Origin of the sequence: Nonomuraea cavernae (genome assembly GCF_040655715.1) — a bacterium.
Taxonomy (GTDB): Bacteria; Actinomycetota; Actinomycetes; order Streptosporangiales; family Streptosporangiaceae; genus Nonomuraea; species Nonomuraea cavernae_A.
Genome location: NZ_JBFAKL010000004.1, coordinates 337,337 through 357,914, shown reverse-complemented (window position 1 = coordinate 357,914; position 20,578 = coordinate 337,337). Strand labels below are relative to the sequence as shown.

The window sequence follows — 20,578 nt, the reverse complement described above, 5'->3', positions numbered from 1 at the left end:
ACAGGCACGAACCCGGACAGGGCGACGCCTCACCAAGAAGTAGTCAACTACGAAGACGCGGGGACCTCGACTTGGCCACCAGCGGCGACACGCACTCGGCCGTTGACACTGTGCCGGCGAGTGAAGGCTTCAGCTACGGCGAGCAAGACGACACGAAGGGCCACAGGAGCTTCAGCGGCGGCGGGAACCGGGGCGACGGACCTCAGCAGGAACTACGGCCGCAAGACAGAGCGGCCGGACACAGAAAAGCGGAGGCGGGTGGGCGTTCCGGCCGACTTAAGACCGTGCCAAGTACCCCCGCGCCCGAAACAAGGCCGAAGGCGAACATCACCAGACCCCAGGCAATCGCGGTCGGCCGGAACGCCCACCCGCCTCCGCGGGCCAGGCGCCCGCAACACAAAGCATCACAAGCTCAGCCCGCGCGACCACACCCGCAGCACACAAAACCTCACAAGCTCAGCCCGCGCGGCCACACCCGCAACCCGAGAAAAGATGCCCAAGTGGACTCACCCCCCGGGCCCGGCACCGCCGGCGACCGGGCCGGCCTCGCGAGCGGCGGCCGCACTGGACGACTTCAGCATCCGCAGCGCCCCCTTCGACAGCGACACCAGCACGTCCACGGCCTCCTCCAGATCGGGATACCGCCCCTCCAGATGCCCGAGGGCCAACGCATTGGTAGCGGCGTTGATGCCTTCGGCGATCATCTCCAGCCGCAGCCGGTCGCGCTCGTTGTCGGCGGTGTAGCCGAGGGCCGCGAGGTCGGCGGCGTGGTGGTCGCGGTAGGCGAGCGAGGCCTCCTTGGCGAACTCGTGCATGGACGAAGAGGGGTCGTGCCGGGCACGGTGCAGGATGCGCAGCAGCTCGGGGTGGCGGCAGATGGCTTCGAGCGGGATGCGGAAGGTGTCGCGCTGGTGCTCGGTGACGTCGGGCGCCTCGCGGGCCCGGCGCCGCGCCTCCCTCATGGATCGGCGCAGCCGGTCGCCACCCTCGTCGCCGAGCACCCGCAGCAGATCTTGCTTGTCCCTGAAGTGCACGTAGAAACTGGACTGGGCGATGCCCGCGGCCTTGGCTACCTTGACGGTCGTCAGCCCCGTCTCGCCTTCGGTGTCGAGGATGGCCAGAGCCGCGCGGATCAGTCTGCGCCGGGTCAGGTCCTTGGCCTCGCTCCTGGTGAGCGGTGTGCTGCTCACGGCCACCTCCCTCTTGCTTCTCGCCGATAACAGTATCGCCGGGAGTCCCTGGATAACGATCGGCACTGGACACTTGTGACTTTCCTCACCGATAGTACTATCGGTGAAATTGCTCTCGGGGGGATGACCGGGAGGAGGCGTGGATGAAACGCTGGAGAAGACTGGCGGCGTTGTCGCTGGCTTCGGTGGTATTGGTGGCGTGCAGCGGGCAGCGACCCGTGGCCGTCAGTGAGAAGAGCTCCGACCCGACGACACCCGTCGTCGGCGGCAAGCTGGTGTACGGGCTCAGCGCCGACGCCGCCGGATTCAACCCGGTGACCGACCAGTTCGCGGCGCAGAGCTACAGCATGGCGACGACGATCATCGAGCCACTGGTGAGCGTGGACGTCAACGGCGATTGGAAGCCCTATCTGGCCGAATCCCTGACACCCAACAAGAAGTCCGACGAGTGGACGATCACGGTCAGGTCGGGGGTCTCGTTCTCCGACGGCACGCCGCTGACCGGTGAGGTGGTCAAGGCCAACCTCGAGGCGCAGAAGGCGTCGCCGCTCAACAACGCGGTGCTCGCGCCGGTCTCGTCGTTCGAGCTGGTCGACCCGAAGACGGTCAAGGTCAAGCTGAAGCAGCCGTGGGTGGCCTTTCCGTACTATCTGGCGGCGCAGATCGGCATGATCGTGCCGCCGTCCTCCCTCGCCGACCCCCGGGGCGCCAGCCAGAAGCCCATCGGCACGGGGCCGTTCACCTTCCAGGAGTACGTGCCCGACAGCCGGTTCGTCGTGGCCAAGAACGCCAACTACTGGCGCAAGGGCCTGCCGTACCTGACCCAGATCGAGTTCCGGATCCTGCCCGACAGCCAGACCCGCGCGCAGACGCTCGAAGCAGGGCAGCTCGACGCTATGGGCACCAGCCGCGACGAGGACATCACCAAGTTCGGCGCGCTCAAGGACGCCTTCACGGTGCAGCGGTCGCAGGGCATGGCCGTGGCCGAGTACATGTTCATGCTCAACACCGCCGTCAAGCCCTTCGACGACATCAGGGTCCGCAAGGCGCTGGCGCACGCCATGGACCGCAAGGCGGTCATCTCGACGCTGCGCGGCGGGCTCACGAAGGAGGCCGACGGCCCCTGGTCTCAGGACTCCAAGTGGTACAGCCCCGGCGGCGGCTACCCGGAGTACGACCTGGCCAAGGCGACCGCGCTGGTCAAGGAGGTCGAGGCGGACAAGGGGCCGATCAAGTTCGAGATCATCTCCACTCCCGACCCCAACACCATGCAGGGCATCGAGCTGGCGCAGGACATGTGGCGCAAGGCGGGCATCGAGGTGACGATCAAGCAGGCCGACCAGGCCGACCTGATCAACCGAGCGGTCACCGGCAACTTCGCCGCCACCGTGTGGACCCAGTTCTCCTCACCTGACCCCGACGGCGAGTACATCTGGATGCACAAGGCGTACGCGGGCCCCGTCGGCGCCATCTCGCTGAACTTCACCCGTCTCAAGGACGACAAGCTCAGCCAGGCCTTCGACGTGGGCCGCACCAGCCCGGACGAGGCGACGCGCAAGCAGGCGTACGCCACCGTCCAGCAGCGGCTGCGTGAGCTGGTGCCGTACGTGTTCGTCGACCACCTCGACACCGGGGCCATCATCGCCAAGACCACGGTGCGCGGCATCGGCGAGCACGTGCTGCCGGACGGGGAGAAGGGCCTGCCCATGACCGGGTCACCCATCCCCTACCACCCCTTCTCCGGCGTCTGGATCACCCAGCAGTGATCCTCCTGCACCGGCTGGTCCGGCTCCTGGTGGTCCTGCTCGTGGTGACGTTCCTGTCCTACGCCCTGCTCGGGTTGCTTCCCGGTGACCCGACGACACAGATCCTCGGTCTGTCGGCGACCGAGGAGGCCCGTGCGCAGCTCCGCCAGGAACTGGGCCTGGACCAGCCGCTGCTGGTCCAGTACGCCGACTGGCTCGGCGGCCTGGTCACCGGCGACTTCGGCACCTCGTACATCAACCAGGTGCCGGTCGCGCAGGAGCTGGCCGAGCGGCTGCCGGTCACGCTGGAACTGCTGGTCGCGGCGCAGATCGTGGCGCTGGGACTGGCGGTTCCGGTGGGCGTGGCGGCGGCCCGCCGGGCCGGCGGCACGCTGGACCAGGTGCTCACCGCGATGAGCTTCGCGCTGCTGTCCACTCCGGTGTTCGTGCTCGGCGTGCTGCTGATCCTGGTGTTCGCCGTCACCTGGCAGGTGCTGCCGGCCACCGGGTGGACCCCGATCTCGGTGGATCTGGGATGGAACATCACCTCGGTGCTGCTGCCCGCGATCACGCTCGGGGCGGGGCAGCTCGCGGTCTACGCGCGGCTGCTGCGTACCGACCTGATCGCGACGCTGCAGGAGGACTACATCACGCTGGCGCGCGCCCGCGGCCTGTCGCCGCGACGCATCCTGTGGCGGCACGCGCTGCGCCCGTCCACGATCTCGCTGATCACCGCCGTGGGGCTGAACCTCGGGGCGCTGATCGGCGGCACCGTGATCATCGAGACGCTCTTCGGGCTGCCCGGCATCGGCCGGCTCATCGTCGACTCCATTTTTTCCCGCGACTACCTGACCGTGCAGGGAGGCGTCGTGCTGATCTCGGTCGGCTACGTGCTGGTCAACTTCGTGGTGGACCTGGTGTACGCCGCCGTGGACCCGAGGATCCGGCATGCGTAGGCGCCTCGGCCCCGGGTTCTGGATCGCGGCGTTCTGGATCCTGCTGGTGCTGGCCGGGGCGCTGCTGGCCGACCTGCTGCCCATCGCGCGCTACGACGAGACGCTGGCCGGGCCGCCCCGGTCGGGTCCCAGCGCCGAGCACCCGTTCGGCACCGACGGCCTGGGCCGCGACGTGTTCAGCCGGGTCGTGTACGGCTCGCGGGTCTCGCTCGGCGTGGGCATCGGCGCGGTGCTGCTCGGACTGGCCATCGGCGGTCCGCTCGGCATCCTGGCGGGATACCGCAGGCGGGCGACGGACGCGATCATCATGGCGTTCAACGACGTCGCGCTGGCCTTCCCGGCGCTGGTCTTCGCGCTGGCCGTGGTGGCGTTCGCCGGGGCCAGCCTGCGCAACGTGCTGATCGTGCTCGGGGTGCTCGGCGTGCCCGCGTGGACCCGGCTGATCAGGGGCGCGACGCTCTCGTTCGCCGACCGGGAGTTCGTCCTGGCGGCCCGCGTGCTGGGCGTGCGGGACAGCAGGATCCTGTGGCGGGAGATCATGCCGAACGTGGCGGTGCCCGCCGCCTCCTTCGCGTTCATCGGGATGGCCGTGATCGTGGTGGCCGAGGGCAGCCTGGCCTTCCTCGGGCTGTCGGTCCAGGCGCCCACGCCCACCTGGGGCGGACTGATCAACGAGGGCCGCACCCTGATGGACGACGCGCCGCACGTGGTGCTGGCGCCGTCGCTGGTCATGTTCCTGACCGTGCTCTCGTTCAACCTGGTGGGCGACCGGCTCAGGGCGCTGACCGACGTCCGGCACAGCGGCCTGGAGCCCGTACGGCAGGCACCTCCGGCGGCCCCCGCCGCCCCCGTCCACGCGGTGGGCGACAGCCTGCTCCAGGTCGAGGACCTGCGGACGCACTTCGTCACCGAACGCGGCCTGGTCAAGGCCGTCGACGGGGTCTCCTTCACCCTGGAGCGCGGCAAAACGCTGGCCATCGTGGGCGAGTCGGGCTCGGGCAAGTCGATGCTGATCCGCTCGATCCTCGGCCTGCTCCCCGGCTCGGGCGTCGACCGGAGCGGCAACGTGTACCTGGAGGGCGACGACCTGACCCGGCACACCCCCGAGGAGATGCGGCACATCCTCGGCCCGCGCCTGGGCACGGTCTTCCAGGATCCGATGACCGCACTCAATCCGGTGCGGACGATCGGCGCGCAGCTGGCCGAGCCGCTCCGGGTGCACATGAGGATGAACCGGAAGCAGGCCCGCGAGGAGGCCGCGCGGTTGCTCGCCCAGGTCGGCATTCCCGATCCCGGACGCATGCTGGGCCGCTATCCGCACCAGCTGTCGGGCGGCATGCGGCAGCGGGTGACCATCGCGATGGCCCTGTCGTGCGGCCCCGACGTGCTGTTCGCCGACGAGCCCACGACCGCCCTCGACGTCACCATCCAGGACCAGGTCCTGCGGCTGCTCCACCGGCTGCGGGAGGAGCGCCACATGGCGGTCGTCCTGGTCAGCCACGACCTCGCGGTGGTTCGCGAGTGGGCGGACGAGGTCATCGTGATGTACGCGGGCAAGGTCGTGGAACGCGGCCCCACGGCCGAGATCTTCGGGCGCACCCGCATGCCGTACACCGAGGCGCTGCTGCAGGCGGCGCCCCGGCTGACCGACCCGGCGCACCACCGGCTGCGCGTCATCCCCGGCCGGCCGCCGGACCTGGTGGACCTGCCGTCGGGCTGCGCCTTCCAGCCGCGCTGCGCCTACGCCCGCGACCGGTGCGCGACGGAGGCTCCGGGCCTGCTTGAGGACGGTCATCTGTACGCGTGCTGGTATCCCACCGGCAGCCCGATCAGCGAAGGAGCCGAGAGCCGTGGCCGGTAGCGGAAACGCCCATCTTCGTCCCCGGGACCAGGTGTTGCTCCAGGTGGAGGACCTGGTCGTGGAGTTCCCCGCGGGGCGGGGCCGTACCGTGCGGGCGGTGTCGGGGGTGAGCTTCGACCTGGCGCCGGGCGAGACGCTGGGCATCGTCGGCGAGTCGGGGTGCGGCAAGTCGAGCACCGCGCGGGCGCTCGTGCAGTTGCCGCCGCCGCGCGGCGGCTCGGTGCGGCTGGACGACGTCGAGCTGACCACGCTGCGCGGCGAGGCGCTGCGGCGCACCCGCAGGCGACTGCAGATGATCTTCCAGGATCCGATCTCGTCGCTGAACCCGCGCCGCCGGGTCCGCGACATCGTCAGTGAGGGCACCCGCGTGTGGGGCGCCGGCGGGGACCGGGTGGACGAGGTGCTGGAGGCCGTCGGGCTCGATCCGGCGACGGCGGCCGTGCGGCGCCCGCACGAGTTCTCCGGCGGCCAGTGCCAGCGCATCTCCATCGCGCGGGCGCTGGTGCTGGAGCCGGAGGTGGTGATCTGCGACGAGCCGGTGTCCGCCCTGGACGTCTCGGTGCAGGCGCAGATCCTCGGGCTGCTGGAGGACCTGAAGGAGCGCTACCGGCTCACGCTGGTGTTCATCGCCCACGACCTGGCCGTGGTGAAGAACGTCAGCGACCGGATCCTGGTGATGTACCTCGGCAAGATGTGCGAGCTGGCTCCGAGCACCGAGCTGATCGAGCGGCCCGCCCACCCCTACACCCGGGCGCTGCTCGCCTCGATCCCGGGCAGCGGCCTCGACCTGCCCCCGGCCGATCAGCTGATCAAGGGCGAGCCGCCGTCACCGGTCGACCCGCCGAGCGGCTGCCGCTTCCGTACCCGGTGTCCGAGGGCGGCCTCCAGGTGTGCCGAGGAGGAGCCGGTGATCCGGCCGCTGGCCGGCGACCACTGGGTGGCCTGCCACTTCCCGGAAACAGCCTGACATTCCACACCAGCCTGACATTCCGTATCAGCCTGCACCGGAACAGACTGAGGCGGAACCAGACTCAAGGAGCACCATGGCCATCGACTTCACCCTCGCCCCCGAGCACGAGGAGATCCGCAAGCGGGTGCGGGCCTTCATCCAGGGCACCGTCATCCCGGCCGTCGAGGATTTGGAGGAGGGTGACCGCGACACGTACCTGCGGACCATCTTCAAGCTGCGCGAGAAGGCCAAGGCGGAGGGGCTCTGGCTGCCGCACATGCCCAAGGAGTGGGGCGGCATGGGCCTCGGCCACGTCGAGCTGGCCATGGTCCAGTCCGAGGCGGCCAAGACGCGGCTCGGCCCGTGGGTGCTCAACTGCCAGGCGCCCGACGAGGGCAACATGCACACGCTGCTGCACTGGGCGAACGACGAGCAGAAGGAGAAGTACCTCCGCCCGCTGCTCGACGGCCGCACGATGTCGTGCTTCGCGATGACCGAGCCCGAGGTGGCGGGCTCCGACCCGACGCTGATCCGCACCACCGCCGTCAAGGACGGCGACGAGTGGATCATCAACGGCCACAAGTGGTTCATCTCCAACGCCCGGCGGGCGAGCTTCGCCATCCTCATCGCGCGGACCGAGACCGACGTGCCCGAGGGCGCGCGCGGCGCCAACACGGCCTTCCTCATCGACCTGCCGCAGGAGGGCTGGCACGACGTCCGCGAGGTCGAGACGATGCACGGCTCGACAGGCCACAGCGAGATCGTCATCAGGGACCTGCGGGTGGCGGACGGTCAGATCCTCGGCGGGCGCGGCGACGGCCACCGGCTCGGTCAGTACCGCCTCGGCCCGGCGCGGCTCGCGCACTGCATGCGCTGGATCTCCCAGGCGGAGACGGCGCTCGACATGATGGTCGACCGGGCGCTCAACAGGTACAGCCACGGCTCGCTGCTCGCCGAGAAGCAGGGAATCCAGTGGCTGATCGCCGACTCGGCGATGGAGCTCTACCAGTGCAAGCTGATGGTGCTGCACGCCGCCTCGAAGATCGACAAGGGCGAGGACTTCCGCACCGAGGTGTCGATGGCCAAGCACTTCGTGGCCAACAGCCTCAACCGGATCATCGACCGGGCGATCCAGGTGCACGGCGCGCTCGGCTACTCCACCGACACGCCGCTGGCCCACATGTTCCAGCACGCCCGCTGGGCCCGCTTCGCCGACGGCGCCGACGAGATCCACCAGATGCGCATCGCCGAGCGGACCATCGACGCCTACCGCACCACCGGATCGACCAGCGCCGCCACAGGGGGCCTGCCCCTGTGACGGCGTGCCGCGCAGCCGTCAGCCGGTGAGCGGGCCGAACTCCTTGCGCGTGTCGATCACGTCGCCGAAGAGCTCCCACCGCTCACCCTTGAACGTCATGAGCTGCATGGACTCGATGGGGAAGCCGTCATCGGGTCCGGTGCTCATCGTCACGCCCGGCAGCAGCATGTCGACCTGCACGTCGTTGAGGGCGCGCACCGAGTCGCGCAGCCCCTCGCGGGTCGGGCACTTGGCCGCCTCCATGGCCTTGTGGAAGCTGCTGGCCACCGCCCAGCCGAAGGCGTGGTAGGGCACGGCGGGGTCGGCGTCAGGGGCGTACTGCTTCATCTTGGCCTGGTAGCGCATCATCTCCTGGTCGCTGCGCCACGTCGGGTCGTTGGGGTCCTTGTAGTACGTGGACGACACGACGCCCTGCACGTTCTCGAACCCGACGGGCTTGAGGACGGTTACGGACGCGGCGACGTTGTTGACGATGTGCACCGGGTTCCAGCTCGTGTTCTTGGCGTCGGCGGCCAGCGCCTGGGAGCCGAACTTCGGCGTCGTCACGTTGAGGAACACGTCGGCCTTCGACTCGGCCAGGTTGCTCATCTGGGGGTCGACGCTGGGATCGGTGACCTCGTAGCTCTGTTCGGCCACGATCTTGACCTGGGTGCCCTCGATGGCCCGCTTGAACCCGCCGAGCAGGTCCTTGCCGAAGTCGTCGTTCTGGAAGAGCACCGCCACCTTGGCCTCGGGCTTCTCCTGCTTGAGGTACTGCGCGTAGACGCGGGCCTCGGAGACGTAGTTGGGCTGCCAGCCGATGGTCCACGGATGGGCGGTGTCGGTGCCCCACGTGGACGCGCCGGTGGCGACGAAGACCTGGGGCACCTTCTGCTGGTCGGCGTAGTCCCAGGTGGCCGTGGTCGAGGGGGTGCCCAGTGTCTGGAAGAGCGCGAACACCTTCTCCTGCTCGACCAGCCTGCGCGCCTCCTCCACGGCCTTGGGCGGCTGGTAGCCGTCGTCCCGTACCAGGAACTCCACCTTGCGCCCGCCGATGCCGTTCTGCTCGGCGTTGACGAAGTCGAAGTACGCCTTGATGCCCTTGGGGATGGCGCCGTAGGCGGAGGCGGGACCCGACAGCGGATAGATGCCGCCGAGTTTGAGGCTCTTGTCGGTGATGCCGGTCGTCTGTTGCCCCTGACACTGACCTGTGGCCGTCGTGCCGGTGCCCGCCTCCTCCCGTCCGCCGCAAGCCGTCATGGCGAGCAGGAGCACAGCCGTACAGCCGATCGCAGTTACCCGCATTCCTTTACTCCCTCCGGAGAGTCTTCTTGATCGAATGCGCCGCGCGTCCGGTCAGCCCGGCGAGTCCGGTCGGAGCGACGTACATCACCGCGATGATCAACAGGCCGAAGATGACGCCGGGCGCGGCCTCGTTGACGTCCTGGGAGATGCTGGGCACGAACATCACGAACAGCCCACCGAGCAGCGGTCCGGAGAGCGAGCCCAGGCCGCCGACGACGAGGCCAGCCAGCAGGGTGATCGAGAGCGTCACGGCGAACGAGTCCGGCGAGACGAAGCCGATCACCCAGGTGTAGACGCAGCCCGCCGCCCCGGCGAACATCGCGCTCCAGGCGAAGGCGAGTGTCTTGTAGAACGACAGCCGCACGCCCATGGTCTCGGCCGCCGCCTCGTTGTCGCGGATGGCGTGCAGCGCCCGTCCGACGCGCGAACGCATCAGGCTGTACGCCGCCAGGAAGGCGGCGACGGCCACGGCCAGGGCGAGGAAGTACAGCCACTGGTCCTCGGCCAGCCCGGTCCACGCGGGCGGCGCCGGCTTGGGCAGCGTCAGCCCCATGGACCCGCCGGTCACCTCCTCGAACCGCTTGAGCAGCGGCACCAGGAAGATCGCCATGGCCAGCGTCACCAGGGCCAGGTAGAGGCCGCGTAACCGCATGGCCGGCAGCCCGAGCGCGAGCCCGATCACGAACGCCACGGCGGCGGCGATCGGCAGCGTCACCGGATAGGGCAGCTCGAACCGATCGAGCATGATCGCGGCCCCGTAGGCGCCGACGGCGAAGAACGCGCCGTGCCCGAGGGAGATCTGGCCCGCGTGGCCGACGAGCAGGTTGAGCCCCAGCAACGCCACCGCGTAGACCAGCACCATCGTGAACTGGAAGACCCGGAACGGCACCAGCTGGAAGGGCGCGTAGCAGGCCGCCGCGAACAGGGCGGCCAGCACGATCCACCGCCACCGCTCGGCCGCGACCCGCCTAAAAGCCCCTCCCCGGGCCGGCGCGTCCACCCGCGTGACCTCCGCCGTGTCGCTCATGCCCGCTCCACCGCCGCTCGTCCGAACAGCCCCTGGGGCCGCAGCAGCAGGACGCCGAGGATGATCACCAGCGGCACCCCGACCTTGAGATCGGATCCGATGAACCCGACGTACGCCCCAGCCAGCGTCTCGGCGACGCCGACGATCAGGCCGCCCGCGACCGCGCCCACGGGGCTGTCGAAGCCGCCCAGGGTCGCCGCGGCGAAGGCGTAGATGAGAACGCCGCCCATCATGTTCGGCTCCAGGAAGAGCAGCGGCGCGACCAGGACGCCCGACACGGCGCCGACGGTGGCGGCGAGGCCCCAGCCGAGCGCGAGCGTCCAGCCGACCCGGATGCCGACGAGCCGGGCCGAGTCGGGGTTGGTCGCCACGGCCCGCATGCCCAGCCCGATCCTGGTGTGCTGGAACAGCAGGTAGAGCAGGCCCATGACCAGGCCGACCACGACGAGGACGCCGAGCGTCGAGTAGCTCATCCTGAGCCCGCCGGCCTCCAGCGCGCCCCCGGGGAACGGGTTGGGAAAGTCCTTGATCAGAAAGGTCCAGATCCAGCCGGCGGCGGCGTTGACGAAAATGAACAGGCCGACGGTGACGATCACCACGGTCAGCTCGGGCGCTCCCTCGACGGGCCGGATGACCAGCCGCTCGATCAGCATGCCGCCCGCGAACGACACCGCCAGCGTCAGCACCAGGGCCAGCCAGAACGGCATCCCGGCGGCGGTGAACTGCCAGGCGAGGTAGGTGGAGAACATGGCCAGCTCGCCCTGCGCGAAGTTGACGATGCCGGTGAACTGGTAGATGAGCACCAGGGCGAGCGCCAGGCTGGCGTAGATCGCGCCGGCGCCGAGGCCCTGGACGAGCTGCTGCAGGAAACCGGTCATCGTCAGACCCGGTAGCCGAGGTAGGACTGGGCGACCTGCTCGTCGGCGCGGATCTGCTCCGCCGTGCCCGACAGCACGATCCTGCCGGTCTCCAGGACATGCGCCTGCTGGGCGATGCCGAGGGCGAGATGGGCGTTCTGCTCGACGACGACCACGGTGGTCCGCTCCTCTTCGTTGATGGTCCGCACGATGCGGAACAGCTCCCGGGTGACCAGCGGGGCGAGCCCCAGTGACGGCTCGTCGAGGAGCAGCAGCCGTGGCCGCAGCATGAGCGCCCGGCCGATGGCCAGCATCTGCTGCTCGCCCCCGCTGAGGCTGCCCGCCGCCTGCTTCAGCCGGGTCTTGAGCACCGGGAAGTAGCCGTGGATGCGCTCGAGGTCGGCGTCCACCTCGGCCCTGGCCCGCCGGTTCGCCCGCCGGACGTACGCCCCGAGGCGCAGGTTCTCCTCGACGGTCAGCGGCATGAACGTGCCGCGCCCCTCGGGGACGTGCGCGACGCCCTGCCGGGCGATCGTGTCGGGCGAGCGCCCGGCCAGGTCGGCGGCGCCGAGCCGGACGGTCCCGCGCGTCTTGACCATGCCCGACAGCGCCCGCAGCAGGGTCGTCTTGCCCGCCCCGTTGGGGCCGAGGATCGCGCAGATCTCCCCCTCGCCCACGGTGAGGCTCACCCCGTGCAGCACCCGGGCGTCCCCGTACCCGGCGTGCAGGTCGGTCACCACCAGCTCGCTCATACGCCCTCCTTCGCCGGTCGCATGAGCGAGACGCTGCTGTGTTCAATGATTCGCTCGCTCATACGGCCGTCCCCAGGTACGCCTCGATGACGCCGGGATCGCGCTGGACCACGGCGGGCGTGCCTTCGGCGATCTTGCGGCCGAAGTCCAGGCACACGACCCGGTCGCAGGTGCCCATGACGAAGCCCATGTGGTGCTCGACCACGACCACGGTCACGTCCAGGTCGTCGCGGATGGCGCGCAACGTGCCGGCGAACGCCTCGACCTCCGCCGAGTTGAGCCCGTTGACCGGCTCGTCCAGCAGCAGCAGGCTCGGCCGGCCGACCAGCGCCCGGGCCAGTTCCACCCGCTTGAGGGTGCCGAACGGCAGCCCGGCCGCCGGGTGCTCGGCCACCTCGGCCAGCGCCAGGCGGGCCAGCACCTCGTCGGCCTCGGCGCGCAGCCGGCGCTCCTCGCCGCCCACCCCCGGCAGCCGCAGCCCGGCGGTGAGGAATCCGGCCCGGCCCCTGTGGTGCGCGCCGACCATCACGTTGTCCCGCACCGACATGCGCGGGAAGAGGCCGAGGTTCTGGAAGGTGCGGGCGATGCCGAGCGCCGCGATCGCGTGCGGGGCCACGCCGAGCAGGCTCCGGCCCTCGTACGTGACCGTGCCCGAGTCGGCGTCGTAGCGCCGGGTCAGGCAGTTGAACAGGGTGGTCTTGCCGGCGCCGTTCGGGCCGATCAGCCCCACCATCTCGCCGCGCCGCACGGAGAAGCCGACGCCGTCCAGCGCCGTGATGCCTCCGAAGCGAACGGTGAGATCGTGTACCTCCAGCATCCGGCCTCCTGGGACGCAGCGGGTGGAGAACAATGTTCTGAAGTTGGGGTCAGCGTAGGATCCGCCCGTCACCGCCCGCATTGGGTACGAACACCCAAGAAGTTCGGGGGGAGTTGTCCGCAGAGCACAGCATCTGTCTCGGACCGGTTACGACCCGTTGACCTGTCGGCGACAACCATGGATGATCCCCGGCATGTCCAGTGGTTTCAGCTTGGAAACGCTCACTGGTGCGGAAACGGTCCGCGCGGAACGCGCCCGGATCCTCTCCGAACTACTCGACGGCCTGGACGAGCTGGCCGGCACCGCGGTCACGACGATGCGCGCCGAGATCCCCGCCTACGCCGCGATGGACGACGCGTTCCACGCCGACGTGCGCGACCAGGTGGCCCGCCACTACCGCGGCAAGCTGGCCGTGCTCCTGGAGGACCGCACGGTGACGCTGGACGACATCGCCTACACCCGGCGGGCGGCGATGCGGCGCGCGCGGGCCGGGGTCGCCCTGGCCGACTACATCAACGCCTTCCGGGTCGGCCAGCAGGTGTTCTGGGAGTCGGTGGTCGAGCGGGCGGGGTCCTCGTTCGCCGGTCACGAGGCCGCGCTGGCGCTCGCGGCCCCGCTCATGCGCTACTGCGACTTCGCCAGCACGCACGCGGCCAACGCGTACATGGAGTTCCAGCAGTACGCCGCGGCGGAGGCGGTGCGCGAGAGCCGCGACCTGCTGGAGACACTGCTGGCCGGTGGCGTGCCCACGCGTGGCAGGCAGCTCGCCGCGGCCCAGGCGCACGGCCTCGGCCCTGAGACGCGCGCGCCGCTGCTCGTGGTGATCGCGGTGCTGATCGGATCGCGGTCCGACGTGCGGCGCGGCCCCGACCAGGGCGCCGACGCCCGCCACGCGGCCTGCGCGGCCATCGCCCGCACCGGCGGCAACGGCACCCGCACCCTGTCCGTCGTGCGCCAGTCGGAGATCGTGGCCATCCCCGCGCTCGGCCCCGGCGGCGACCCCGAGCAGCTGTGCGACCGGCTGCAGGCGGTGCGCGAGAGCCTGCTCGGCGAGGGCATCACGCTGGCCATGGGCATCAGCACCGTCGTCACCGGCACCGCCGGGATTCCGCAGGCCTACCAGGAGGCCCGCGCCGTGCTGGAGTTCCTGCCCGAGGACGGCGGCGTGGCGGCGCTGCCGAGGATCACCCCGTTCCAGTACCTCGCGCTGCGGGCCGACGACACCGCCCGGCACCTCGTCGATCCGCGCATCACCGCGTTGCTGGCCGAGGACCGGGCGCGCGGCGGCGTGCTCACCGCGACGATCCGCGCGTTCGCCGCCGCCGACCTCAACCTGCGCGCCTCCGCCGAGCGCCTGCAGATCCACCCCAACACCGCGCAGTACCGGCTGCGCCGGATCCAGGAGCGCACCGGCCGCAGCCTGCGCCGGATCAACGACCTCGTGGAGCTGCTCGTGGCGATCGCGCTGCACGACTCTCTGCCGCCCAACGCCGGGCGGGAAAAACTGGCCACGGCGACCAATGAGCACCGTGGGAGCGCGGGCGTACGGTCTTTCCATGAACCTCGCTGACCGGCTCCACACCGCCACCGCGCGGCTCGGCAGCAGGCCGGTTCTCACGCTCGACGGGGCCGAGCTCACCTACGACGCGCTGGAGCTGATGAGCGCCCGCGTGGCCGCGATGCTGCGCGGGCGGGGCATCGGGGTCGGCGACCGGGTCGCGATCATGCTGCCGAACGTGCCGGAGTTCGCCGTCGTCTACTACGGGGTGCTGCGCGTCGGCGCGGTCGTCGTCCCCCTCGACCCGCTGCTGCGCAGGCGCGAGATCTCCTCCTACGTCGCCGACTGCGGCCCCCGGCTGCTGATCGCCTGGCACGCCTACGCCGAGACCGCCGAGGCCGGCACCGCGGCCTCCGGCACCGACTGCTTCTTCGTGGTCCCCGAGGAGTTCCGCAGGCTGCTGCGCGGCATCGCGGCCGAGCACGAGATCACCCCCAGGGCGCCCGGCGACACCGCCCTCATCCACTACACCTCCGGCACGACCGGCCGGGCCAAGGGCATCGAGCTGACCCACGGCAACCTCGACGGCAACGCCGCCACGGTCGCCCGCATGCACGCGCTCGGCGTGGACGACGTGGTCCTCGGGGCGCTGCCGCTCTACCACGCCTTCGGCCTGACCTGTTCGCTCAACGCCACCGTGCACGCGGGCGCGCGCCTCACGCTGCTGCCCCGCTTCGAGGCGGGCCGGGCACTGGAGGTCATCCGCCGTGACGGGGTCACCGTCTTCCAGGGCGTGCCCACCATGTACATCGCGCTGCTCGACCATCCGGGGGCCGGCGACATGTCGCTGCTGCGCGTCTGCGTCTCCGGCGGGGCCGCGCTCCCGCTCGACGTGCTGCGCGACTACGAGACGCGCCTCGGCTGCTCGATCGTGGAGGGGTACGGGCTCAGCGAGACCTCGGCCGTGGCCGCGTCCAACCGGGGTGGCCCCGCCCGCCGGCCCGGGTCCATCGGCTACCCGGTCAAGGGCGTCGAGATGAAGGTGGTCGATGACGACGGCCACGAGGTGTCCTGCGGCGACATCGGCGAGATCGTGGTCCGGGGCCCCAACGTCATGAAGGGCTACTGGAACAACCCCGGCGCGACCGCCGAGGCGATCCGCGACGGCTGGTTCCACACGGGCGACCTCGGCAGGGTCGACGAGGACGGCTTCTTCTTCCTGGTCGACCGGCGCCGCGACGTGATCATCCGAGGCGGCTACACGGTCTACCCGCGCGAGGTGGAGGAGGTGCTCTACGAGCATCCCGCCGTCCGGCAGGCCGCCGTCATCGGGGTGCCCCATCCGGAGCTGGGCGAGGAGATCGCGGCCGTGGTGGCATTGCGGGTGCCGGTCGAGGCCGACGACCTGCGCGCCTTCGTGAAGGAGCGGGTGGCGGCGTACAAGTATCCGCGGCATGTCTCGTTCGTGGACGAGTTGCCGGTGACGGCCACCGGCAAGATCCTCAAACGCGCGATCCCGCTGCCCGAGACCGTTTCCCGCACCCGCACGGCGGCGGGCCGTCGCCCGAACCCTCGCTGAAGAGCGTCAGCACGGGCGGCGCGCGATGGCCACGAAGAGCGGCAGGGCCAGGAACAGGCGGCCGTTCCGGGCGCGTTCGCGCTGTTCGGCGGTCCAGGCCGCGTGCTGCTCGCCGGTGATGGCGCCGGCGGCTCGGGCGGCCTCCGCGAGCCCGGTGAGCATGGGCAGCATGGTCTCATCCGTGAAGACGGCCGTGTGCACCTCGACGTCCGCCTGCTCGAACCCGGCGTCCAGCAGCAGGTTGCGGTAGCGGCGGGCCACGCGCGGGTCCGGCACCAGGTCGGCGCGGGCGTGCACGATCACGCGGGTGAGCCGGGGGTCGTCGGAGTCGATGACGAAGGTGTCCCAGTCCTGCCCGATGAGGACGATCCGGCCCCCGGGGGCGAGCACCCGTCTCGCCTCCCGCAACGCGCGCGGGGCGTCGGTGAGCACGTGCAGGACCTTGTCGGCCCGGTAGCCGGCCACCTCGCCGTCCCCCAGCGGCAGCCGGTAGACGTCGCCGAGCCGGAAGTCGTGCACCGGCCAACGCTTCCGCGCCGCCGCGACCATCTCCTCGGCGGCGTCCACTCCGACCGCCCGGGCTCCCCGTTCGGCCAGCTCCACGACCGCGCGGCCGGTGCCGCACCCGGCGTCCACCACCCTCGCGCCCGCGTCGAGTTCGAGCAGTTCGTACGAGCGCGTACGCAGCGCGACGGCGGAGGGCAGGGTTTCGGCCATGTCCATGAGGCGGATGAGCGATTCCGCAGAGGTTGGTGTCGACATGCGGCCCAGCATGCAAGTTAATGTCGACATGAAGTCAAGCGCGACGATGAGCATCGGCGACGTGGCCGCCCGGTTCGGCCTCGCCCCCCACGTCCTGCGGCACTGGGAGTCGATGGGGTTGCTCTCGCCGGTCCGTGCCGAAGGCGACCGCCGCCGCTACGGGCCCGGCGACCTCTACCGCGTCGCCGTCGTCCTGCGGGCCAAGAAGGCGGGGTTCGGGCTGGACGACATCCGCGAGATGATCACCACCACCGACCCGGCGGCCCGGCGCGCGGTCCTGTCGCGCCACCGGGCCGCCCTGGCCCGCCGCATCGCCCAGGCGCGGGCGTCACTGGAGCTCATCGACTGCGCCCTCGACTGCGACCACGAGGACTTCATGAGCTGCCCCAACTTCCAGGCCATGCTGGACGAACGGATCTCCGGGACGCCGGGCCCTCCACCCCCGTGACGCGACCTGAACGTTGAACGCGCTACTTGAACGCGCGCAGCCGGAGGCTGTTGGTGACCACGAAGACGCTGGAGAACGCCATCGCGGCCCCCGCGATCATCGGGTTGAGCAGGCCCGCGGCGGCCAGCGGCAGGGCGGCCACGTTGTAGGCGAAGGCCCAGAACAGGTTGCCCTTGATGGTGGCCAGCGTGCGCCGCGACAGGCGCAGCGCGTCGGCGGCCACCCGCAGGTCGCCCCGGACCAGCGTGAGGTCGGACGCCTCGATGGCGACGTCGGTGCCGGTGCCCATGGCCAGGCCCAGGTCGGCCTGCGCCAGCGCGGCGGCGTCGTTGACCCCGTCGCCGACCATGGCCACGACCCGGCCCTCGCCCTGCAGCCGCTTGACCACCTCGACCTTGTCGGCGGGCAGCACCTCGGCGATCACCTCGTCGATGCCCACCTCAGCCGCGACCGTGCGGGCGACCGCCTCGTTGTCGCCGGTGAGCAGCACCGGGGTGAGCCCCAGCCCGCGCAGCCGTTCGATCGCCTCCTTGCTGGTGGGCTTGACCACGTCGGCGACCACCAGCACGGCGCGCGCCCGGCCGTCCCAGCCGACGGCGACCGCCGTACGGCCGGCCGTCTGCTCCTCCTCGACCGCCCGCACCAGCTCGGGGGGAAGGTGCTGGGACCACTCACTGAGCAGCTGGGGCCGGCCGACGAGCACCGCGTGCCCGTCGACGACGCCCTGGACGCCGAGCCCCTCGACGTTGGCGAAGTCCTCGACTTTCGCGTCGGACCTGGCGGCGCGGGCAACGGCCTGGGCGATGGGGTGCTCGGAGGCGTGCTCCAGCGCGCCGGCCAGCCGCAGCACCTCCTCACGCTGCTCGCCCTCGGCCAGGTGCACGCCGGTCAGCGTCATCCGGCCCTCGGTCACCGTGCCGGTCTTGTCCAGGACGATCGTGTCCACCTCGCGGGTCGACTCCAGCACCTCGGGACCCTTGATCAGGATGCCGAGCTGAGCGCCCCTGCCGGTGCCGACGAGCAGCGCGGTCGGGGTGGCCAGGCCGAGGGCGCACGGGCAGGCGATGATCAGCACGGCCACCGCCGCGGTGAACGCCGCGCCCGCGCCGCCGCCGGTGCCGAGCCAGAAGCCCAGGGTGGCGACCGACAGGGCGATCACGATCGGCACGAAGACGCCGGAGATCCGGTCGGCCAGCCGCTGCACCTCGGCCTTGCCGGTCTGCGCCTCCTCCACCAGCCTGGCCATCTGGGCCAGCTGGGTGTCGGAGCCCACGCGGGTCGCCCGGACCACGAGCCTGCCGCCGGCGTTGACGGTCGCGCCGGTGACCGGATCGCCCTCACGGACCTCCACCGGGACCGACTCGCCGGTCAGCATCGAGGCGTCGACCGCCGAGCTGCCCTCTTCCACCACGCCGTCGGTGGCGATCTTCTCCCCCGGCCGGACCACGAACCGGTCGCCCACCTCGAGTTGGTCGGCGGGGACCCGGCGGCCGTCGGCCAGCTCGACGTCCTTGGCGCCCAGCTCCAGCAGCGCCCGCAGCGCCGCGCCCGCCCGGCGCTTGGAGCGCGCCTCGAAGTAGCGGCCGGCCAGGATGAACGCGGTCACCCCCGCCGCGGCCTCCAGGTAGATGTTGCCCGCGCCGCTGGTGCGCTGGATGGTCAGCTCGAACGGGTGGGTCATGCCGGGCATGCCGGCCGTGCCGAGGAACAACGCCCACAGCGACCAGCCCAGCGCCGCCAGGGTGCCCATCGAGATCAGCGTGTCCATCGTCGCCGCGCCGTGGCGCAGGTTGGTCCAGGCCGCCTTGTGGAACGGCCAGCCCGCGTAGACCACGACCGGAGCGGCGAGCGTGAGCGACAGCCACTGCCAGTAGGTGAACTGCAGCGGCGGGATCATCGCCATCGCGATCACCGGCACGCTCAGCACGATCGCGGTGATCAGCCGCTGGCGCAGCGGGCGCAGCCCGTCGTCGGGCTCGGCCGCGGCGTCCGGCTCGGCGGGCGGGGCGGGCAGCGTGGCGGTGTAGCCCGCCTTCTCGACCTCGGCGATCAGCTCCTGCGGCTCGACGTCGCCGGTGAAGGTGACCTTGGCCTTCTCCGTCGCGTAGTTGACCGTGGCGGTGACGCCTTCGAGCTTGTTGAGCTTGCGCTCGATGCGGCTGGCGCAGGACGCGCACGTCATCCCGCCGATCGAAAGCTCGACCGCCTGGTCTGACCTGTCATCGGTGATGTGAGACGTGTGCTGGGACATCACCCCTCCTTTGTCGTTTCGCGTCCGCGGCCGCGTCAGTGGCCGTGATCGGCGTCGCCGTGCGTGGCGGCCGGTGTCGCGGACGGCGTGGCGGCCGGTGTCGCGACCGTCGGCGCCGGGCCCGCGTTCGCGGTGAAGTCCGCGGTTCGTACGACGTCCCCGTGCTTGAAGTCCAGGAACAGCCGGTAGGCGCCGCCGCTCGGCACCTGCGCGTCGAAGGCGATCCGGGAACCGGCCGTGCCGGTGTCATCGGGATGGACGTGCAGGTAGGCCAGGTCGCCCGCGCGCAACGCCACCAGATGGCCATAAGCGCCGAGGTAGGGCTGCAGGTCGGTCACCGGCTCGCCGTCCTTGCTCACCGTGAGCGTGAGCCTGCTGGCCTGGCCGGGCACAAGGTCACCGTCGAGGTTCACAGTGTAGTCGTCGACCTCGGCCGTGCGGTTGACCGGCTCCAGCTCCTGGGGGTGGTAGTCGCCCGCGACGAACAGGTCGGCACCCAGTGTCAGGCCGCTCCGGCCGGTGGGGGCGAAGTCGGCGAAGGCGCGGTAGGGCCCGGCGGCCGGGAAGGTCATCTTGACCGACCAGACGCCGTCGGGGCTCATCTCGGGGTGCAGGTGCCCGAAGCTGCCCAGGTCGCGGGAGACCACGATGAAGTGCATCTTCTTGTCGTGTGCCACGTCGTAGCCGGTGACCGGACGGCCGTCGGGGCCGGTCACGGTGAACGTGAACTCGGTGCGCTCGCCGGGCTTGATCCCGGTGGTGAGCGGGGTCAGCGTGTAGCCGCCTTCGGACACCTGAAGCCCTCCGGGGGTATCGCTCGCCGGCTGCTCGGCGGACGCGTGCGGGGTGTCATGGCTCTGCTCGGCGGCGGGTGAGGCCGCGTCGTGGCCCTGCTGGGCGGTGTCGTGGCCGCGTGGGGCCGGGGCCGCCGTCTCACCCGCCGTCTCACCCACTGCCGCGCCCACGCCCAGGGCTCCGCCGAACACGACGGCGAGCCCCAGGGCGTAGGCGCCGAGTCTGGCCGCGGTGTTCATGACCGCGACACCAGCGTGTAGCCGGCCTCCTCGACGGCGGCGCTGATCTTCGCCTGCTCGACCGGGCCGTCGCTGCCGACCGTCAGCAACCCGCCGTCGAGCTCGACCTCGACCGAGGTGACACCCTCGACCTGGCCGACCTCCTCCTTGACCGAGCTCACGCAGTGGCCACAGGTCATGCCTTCGACGACATAGGTGCTGGTGCTCATCCTCGTCAACCCCTCATCAGTGTGCTCTCCGAACAACAGGT

Annotated in this window: 18 protein-coding genes; 8 read left to right on the top strand and 10 right to left on the bottom strand. The window is 70.9% G+C overall.

Annotated features, from left to right (window positions below; translation table 11 throughout):
- Positions 1-506 precede the first annotated feature (506 nt).
- Positions 507-1,190 carry a TetR family transcriptional regulator gene (locus tag AB0I38_RS08630; RefSeq protein WP_358464123.1) on the bottom strand — a complete coding sequence of 228 codons (684 nt, stop codon included), beginning with the start codon at positions 1,188-1,190 and terminating at the stop codon, positions 507-509.
- A 143-nt stretch (positions 1,191-1,333) separates the two neighbouring features.
- Here AB0I38_RS08630 and AB0I38_RS08625 point away from each other — a divergent pair, with 143 nt between their 5' ends.
- The 5 genes from AB0I38_RS08625 (at position 1,334) to AB0I38_RS08605 (ending at position 8,019) form a co-directional block, all read left to right on the top strand.
- Entirely contained in the window at positions 1,334-2,956 is a 1,623-nt protein-coding gene (locus AB0I38_RS08625; RefSeq protein WP_358464120.1) for an ABC transporter substrate-binding protein, read from the top strand.
- Positions 2,953-3,891, top strand: a complete 939-nt coding sequence (locus AB0I38_RS08620) for an ABC transporter permease (RefSeq protein ID WP_358464117.1) — start codon at positions 2,953-2,955, stop codon at positions 3,889-3,891. Before AB0I38_RS08625 ends, AB0I38_RS08620 begins: the two co-directional genes overlap by 4 nt.
- Positions 3,884-5,752, top strand: coding sequence for a dipeptide/oligopeptide/nickel ABC transporter permease/ATP-binding protein (locus AB0I38_RS08615; protein WP_358464114.1), 1,869 nt, complete (start codon positions 3,884-3,886; stop codon positions 5,750-5,752). The genes AB0I38_RS08620 and AB0I38_RS08615 overlap by 8 nt, the downstream gene beginning before the upstream one ends.
- Positions 5,742-6,719, top strand: a complete 978-nt coding sequence (locus AB0I38_RS08610; protein ID WP_358464111.1) for an ABC transporter ATP-binding protein — start codon at positions 5,742-5,744, stop codon at positions 6,717-6,719. The genes AB0I38_RS08615 and AB0I38_RS08610 overlap by 11 nt, the downstream gene beginning before the upstream one ends.
- A 76-nt stretch (positions 6,720-6,795) precedes the next feature.
- Complete coding sequence (locus tag AB0I38_RS08605; protein WP_358464108.1) at positions 6,796-8,019, top strand: acyl-CoA dehydrogenase family protein; 1,224 nt, start codon at positions 6,796-6,798, stop codon at positions 8,017-8,019.
- Positions 8,020-8,037: 18 nt separating this feature from the next.
- On the opposite strand, the gene AB0I38_RS08600 is transcribed toward AB0I38_RS08605, so the two are convergent.
- The 5 genes from AB0I38_RS08600 to AB0I38_RS08580 are packed head-to-tail and all read right to left on the bottom strand — an operon-like array spanning position 8,038 to position 12,756.
- Positions 8,038-9,303 carry an ABC transporter substrate-binding protein gene (locus AB0I38_RS08600; protein ID WP_358464106.1) on the bottom strand — a complete coding sequence of 422 codons (1,266 nt, stop codon included), beginning with the start codon at positions 9,301-9,303 and terminating at the stop codon, positions 8,038-8,040.
- A gap of 4 nt (positions 9,304-9,307) precedes the next feature.
- Entirely contained in the window at positions 9,308-10,330 is a 1,023-nt protein-coding gene (locus AB0I38_RS08595; protein ID WP_358464103.1) for a branched-chain amino acid ABC transporter permease, read from the bottom strand.
- On the bottom strand, positions 10,327-11,208 hold the full coding sequence (locus AB0I38_RS08590; RefSeq protein WP_358464100.1) for a branched-chain amino acid ABC transporter permease: 882 nt from the start codon (positions 11,206-11,208) through the stop codon (positions 10,327-10,329). The genes AB0I38_RS08595 and AB0I38_RS08590 overlap by 4 nt, the downstream gene beginning before the upstream one ends.
- Before the next feature lie 2 nt (positions 11,209-11,210).
- Positions 11,211-11,939 carry an ABC transporter ATP-binding protein gene (locus tag AB0I38_RS08585; protein WP_358464097.1) on the bottom strand — a complete coding sequence of 243 codons (729 nt, stop codon included), beginning with the start codon at positions 11,937-11,939 and terminating at the stop codon, positions 11,211-11,213.
- Between the two features lie 58 nt (positions 11,940-11,997).
- Positions 11,998-12,756, bottom strand: coding sequence for an ABC transporter ATP-binding protein (locus AB0I38_RS08580; protein ID WP_358464094.1), 759 nt, complete (start codon positions 12,754-12,756; stop codon positions 11,998-12,000).
- A gap of 193 nt (positions 12,757-12,949) precedes the next feature.
- Between AB0I38_RS08580 and AB0I38_RS08575 the strand changes: the two genes are divergently transcribed.
- Both AB0I38_RS08575 and AB0I38_RS08570 read left to right on the top strand, forming a co-directional pair.
- Entirely contained in the window at positions 12,950-14,326 is a 1,377-nt protein-coding gene (locus tag AB0I38_RS08575) for a PucR family transcriptional regulator (RefSeq protein ID WP_358464091.1), read from the top strand.
- A complete protein-coding gene (locus AB0I38_RS08570; protein ID WP_358464088.1) occupies positions 14,313-15,833 on the top strand; it encodes a long-chain-fatty-acid--CoA ligase in 1,521 nt (506 codons plus the stop codon). Before AB0I38_RS08575 ends, AB0I38_RS08570 begins: the two co-directional genes overlap by 14 nt.
- Positions 15,834-15,839: 6 nt before the next feature.
- Here AB0I38_RS08570 and AB0I38_RS08565 read toward each other — a convergent pair whose 3' ends face one another.
- Positions 15,840-16,595: a methyltransferase domain-containing protein gene (locus tag AB0I38_RS08565; protein ID WP_358464085.1), complete on the bottom strand. Its 756-nt coding sequence runs from the start codon at positions 16,593-16,595 to the stop codon at positions 15,840-15,842.
- Between the two features lie 28 nt (positions 16,596-16,623).
- Between AB0I38_RS08565 and AB0I38_RS08560 the strand changes: the two genes are divergently transcribed.
- Positions 16,624-17,043, top strand: coding sequence for a MerR family transcriptional regulator (locus tag AB0I38_RS08560; RefSeq protein WP_358464082.1), 420 nt, complete (start codon positions 16,624-16,626; stop codon positions 17,041-17,043).
- A 22-nt stretch (positions 17,044-17,065) separates the two neighbouring features.
- Here the strand turns inward: AB0I38_RS08560 and AB0I38_RS08555 are convergent, their stop codons facing one another.
- Genes AB0I38_RS08555 through AB0I38_RS08545 form a run of 3 tightly spaced genes read right to left on the bottom strand, consistent with a single transcriptional unit; the run spans position 17,066 to position 20,537 of the window.
- Positions 17,066-19,294 (bottom strand): heavy metal translocating P-type ATPase, encoded by a 2,229-nt coding sequence (locus tag AB0I38_RS08555; protein WP_358464079.1) that lies wholly within the window; start codon positions 19,292-19,294, stop codon positions 17,066-17,068.
- Between the two features lie 35 nt (positions 19,295-19,329).
- Entirely contained in the window at positions 19,330-20,328 is a 999-nt protein-coding gene (locus AB0I38_RS08550) for a hypothetical protein (RefSeq protein WP_358464076.1), read from the bottom strand.
- Positions 20,325-20,537: a heavy-metal-associated domain-containing protein gene (locus AB0I38_RS08545; protein WP_189124677.1), complete on the bottom strand. Its 213-nt coding sequence runs from the start codon at positions 20,535-20,537 to the stop codon at positions 20,325-20,327. Before AB0I38_RS08545 ends, AB0I38_RS08550 begins: the two co-directional genes overlap by 4 nt.
- Between the last annotated feature and the right edge of the window lie 41 nt (positions 20,538-20,578).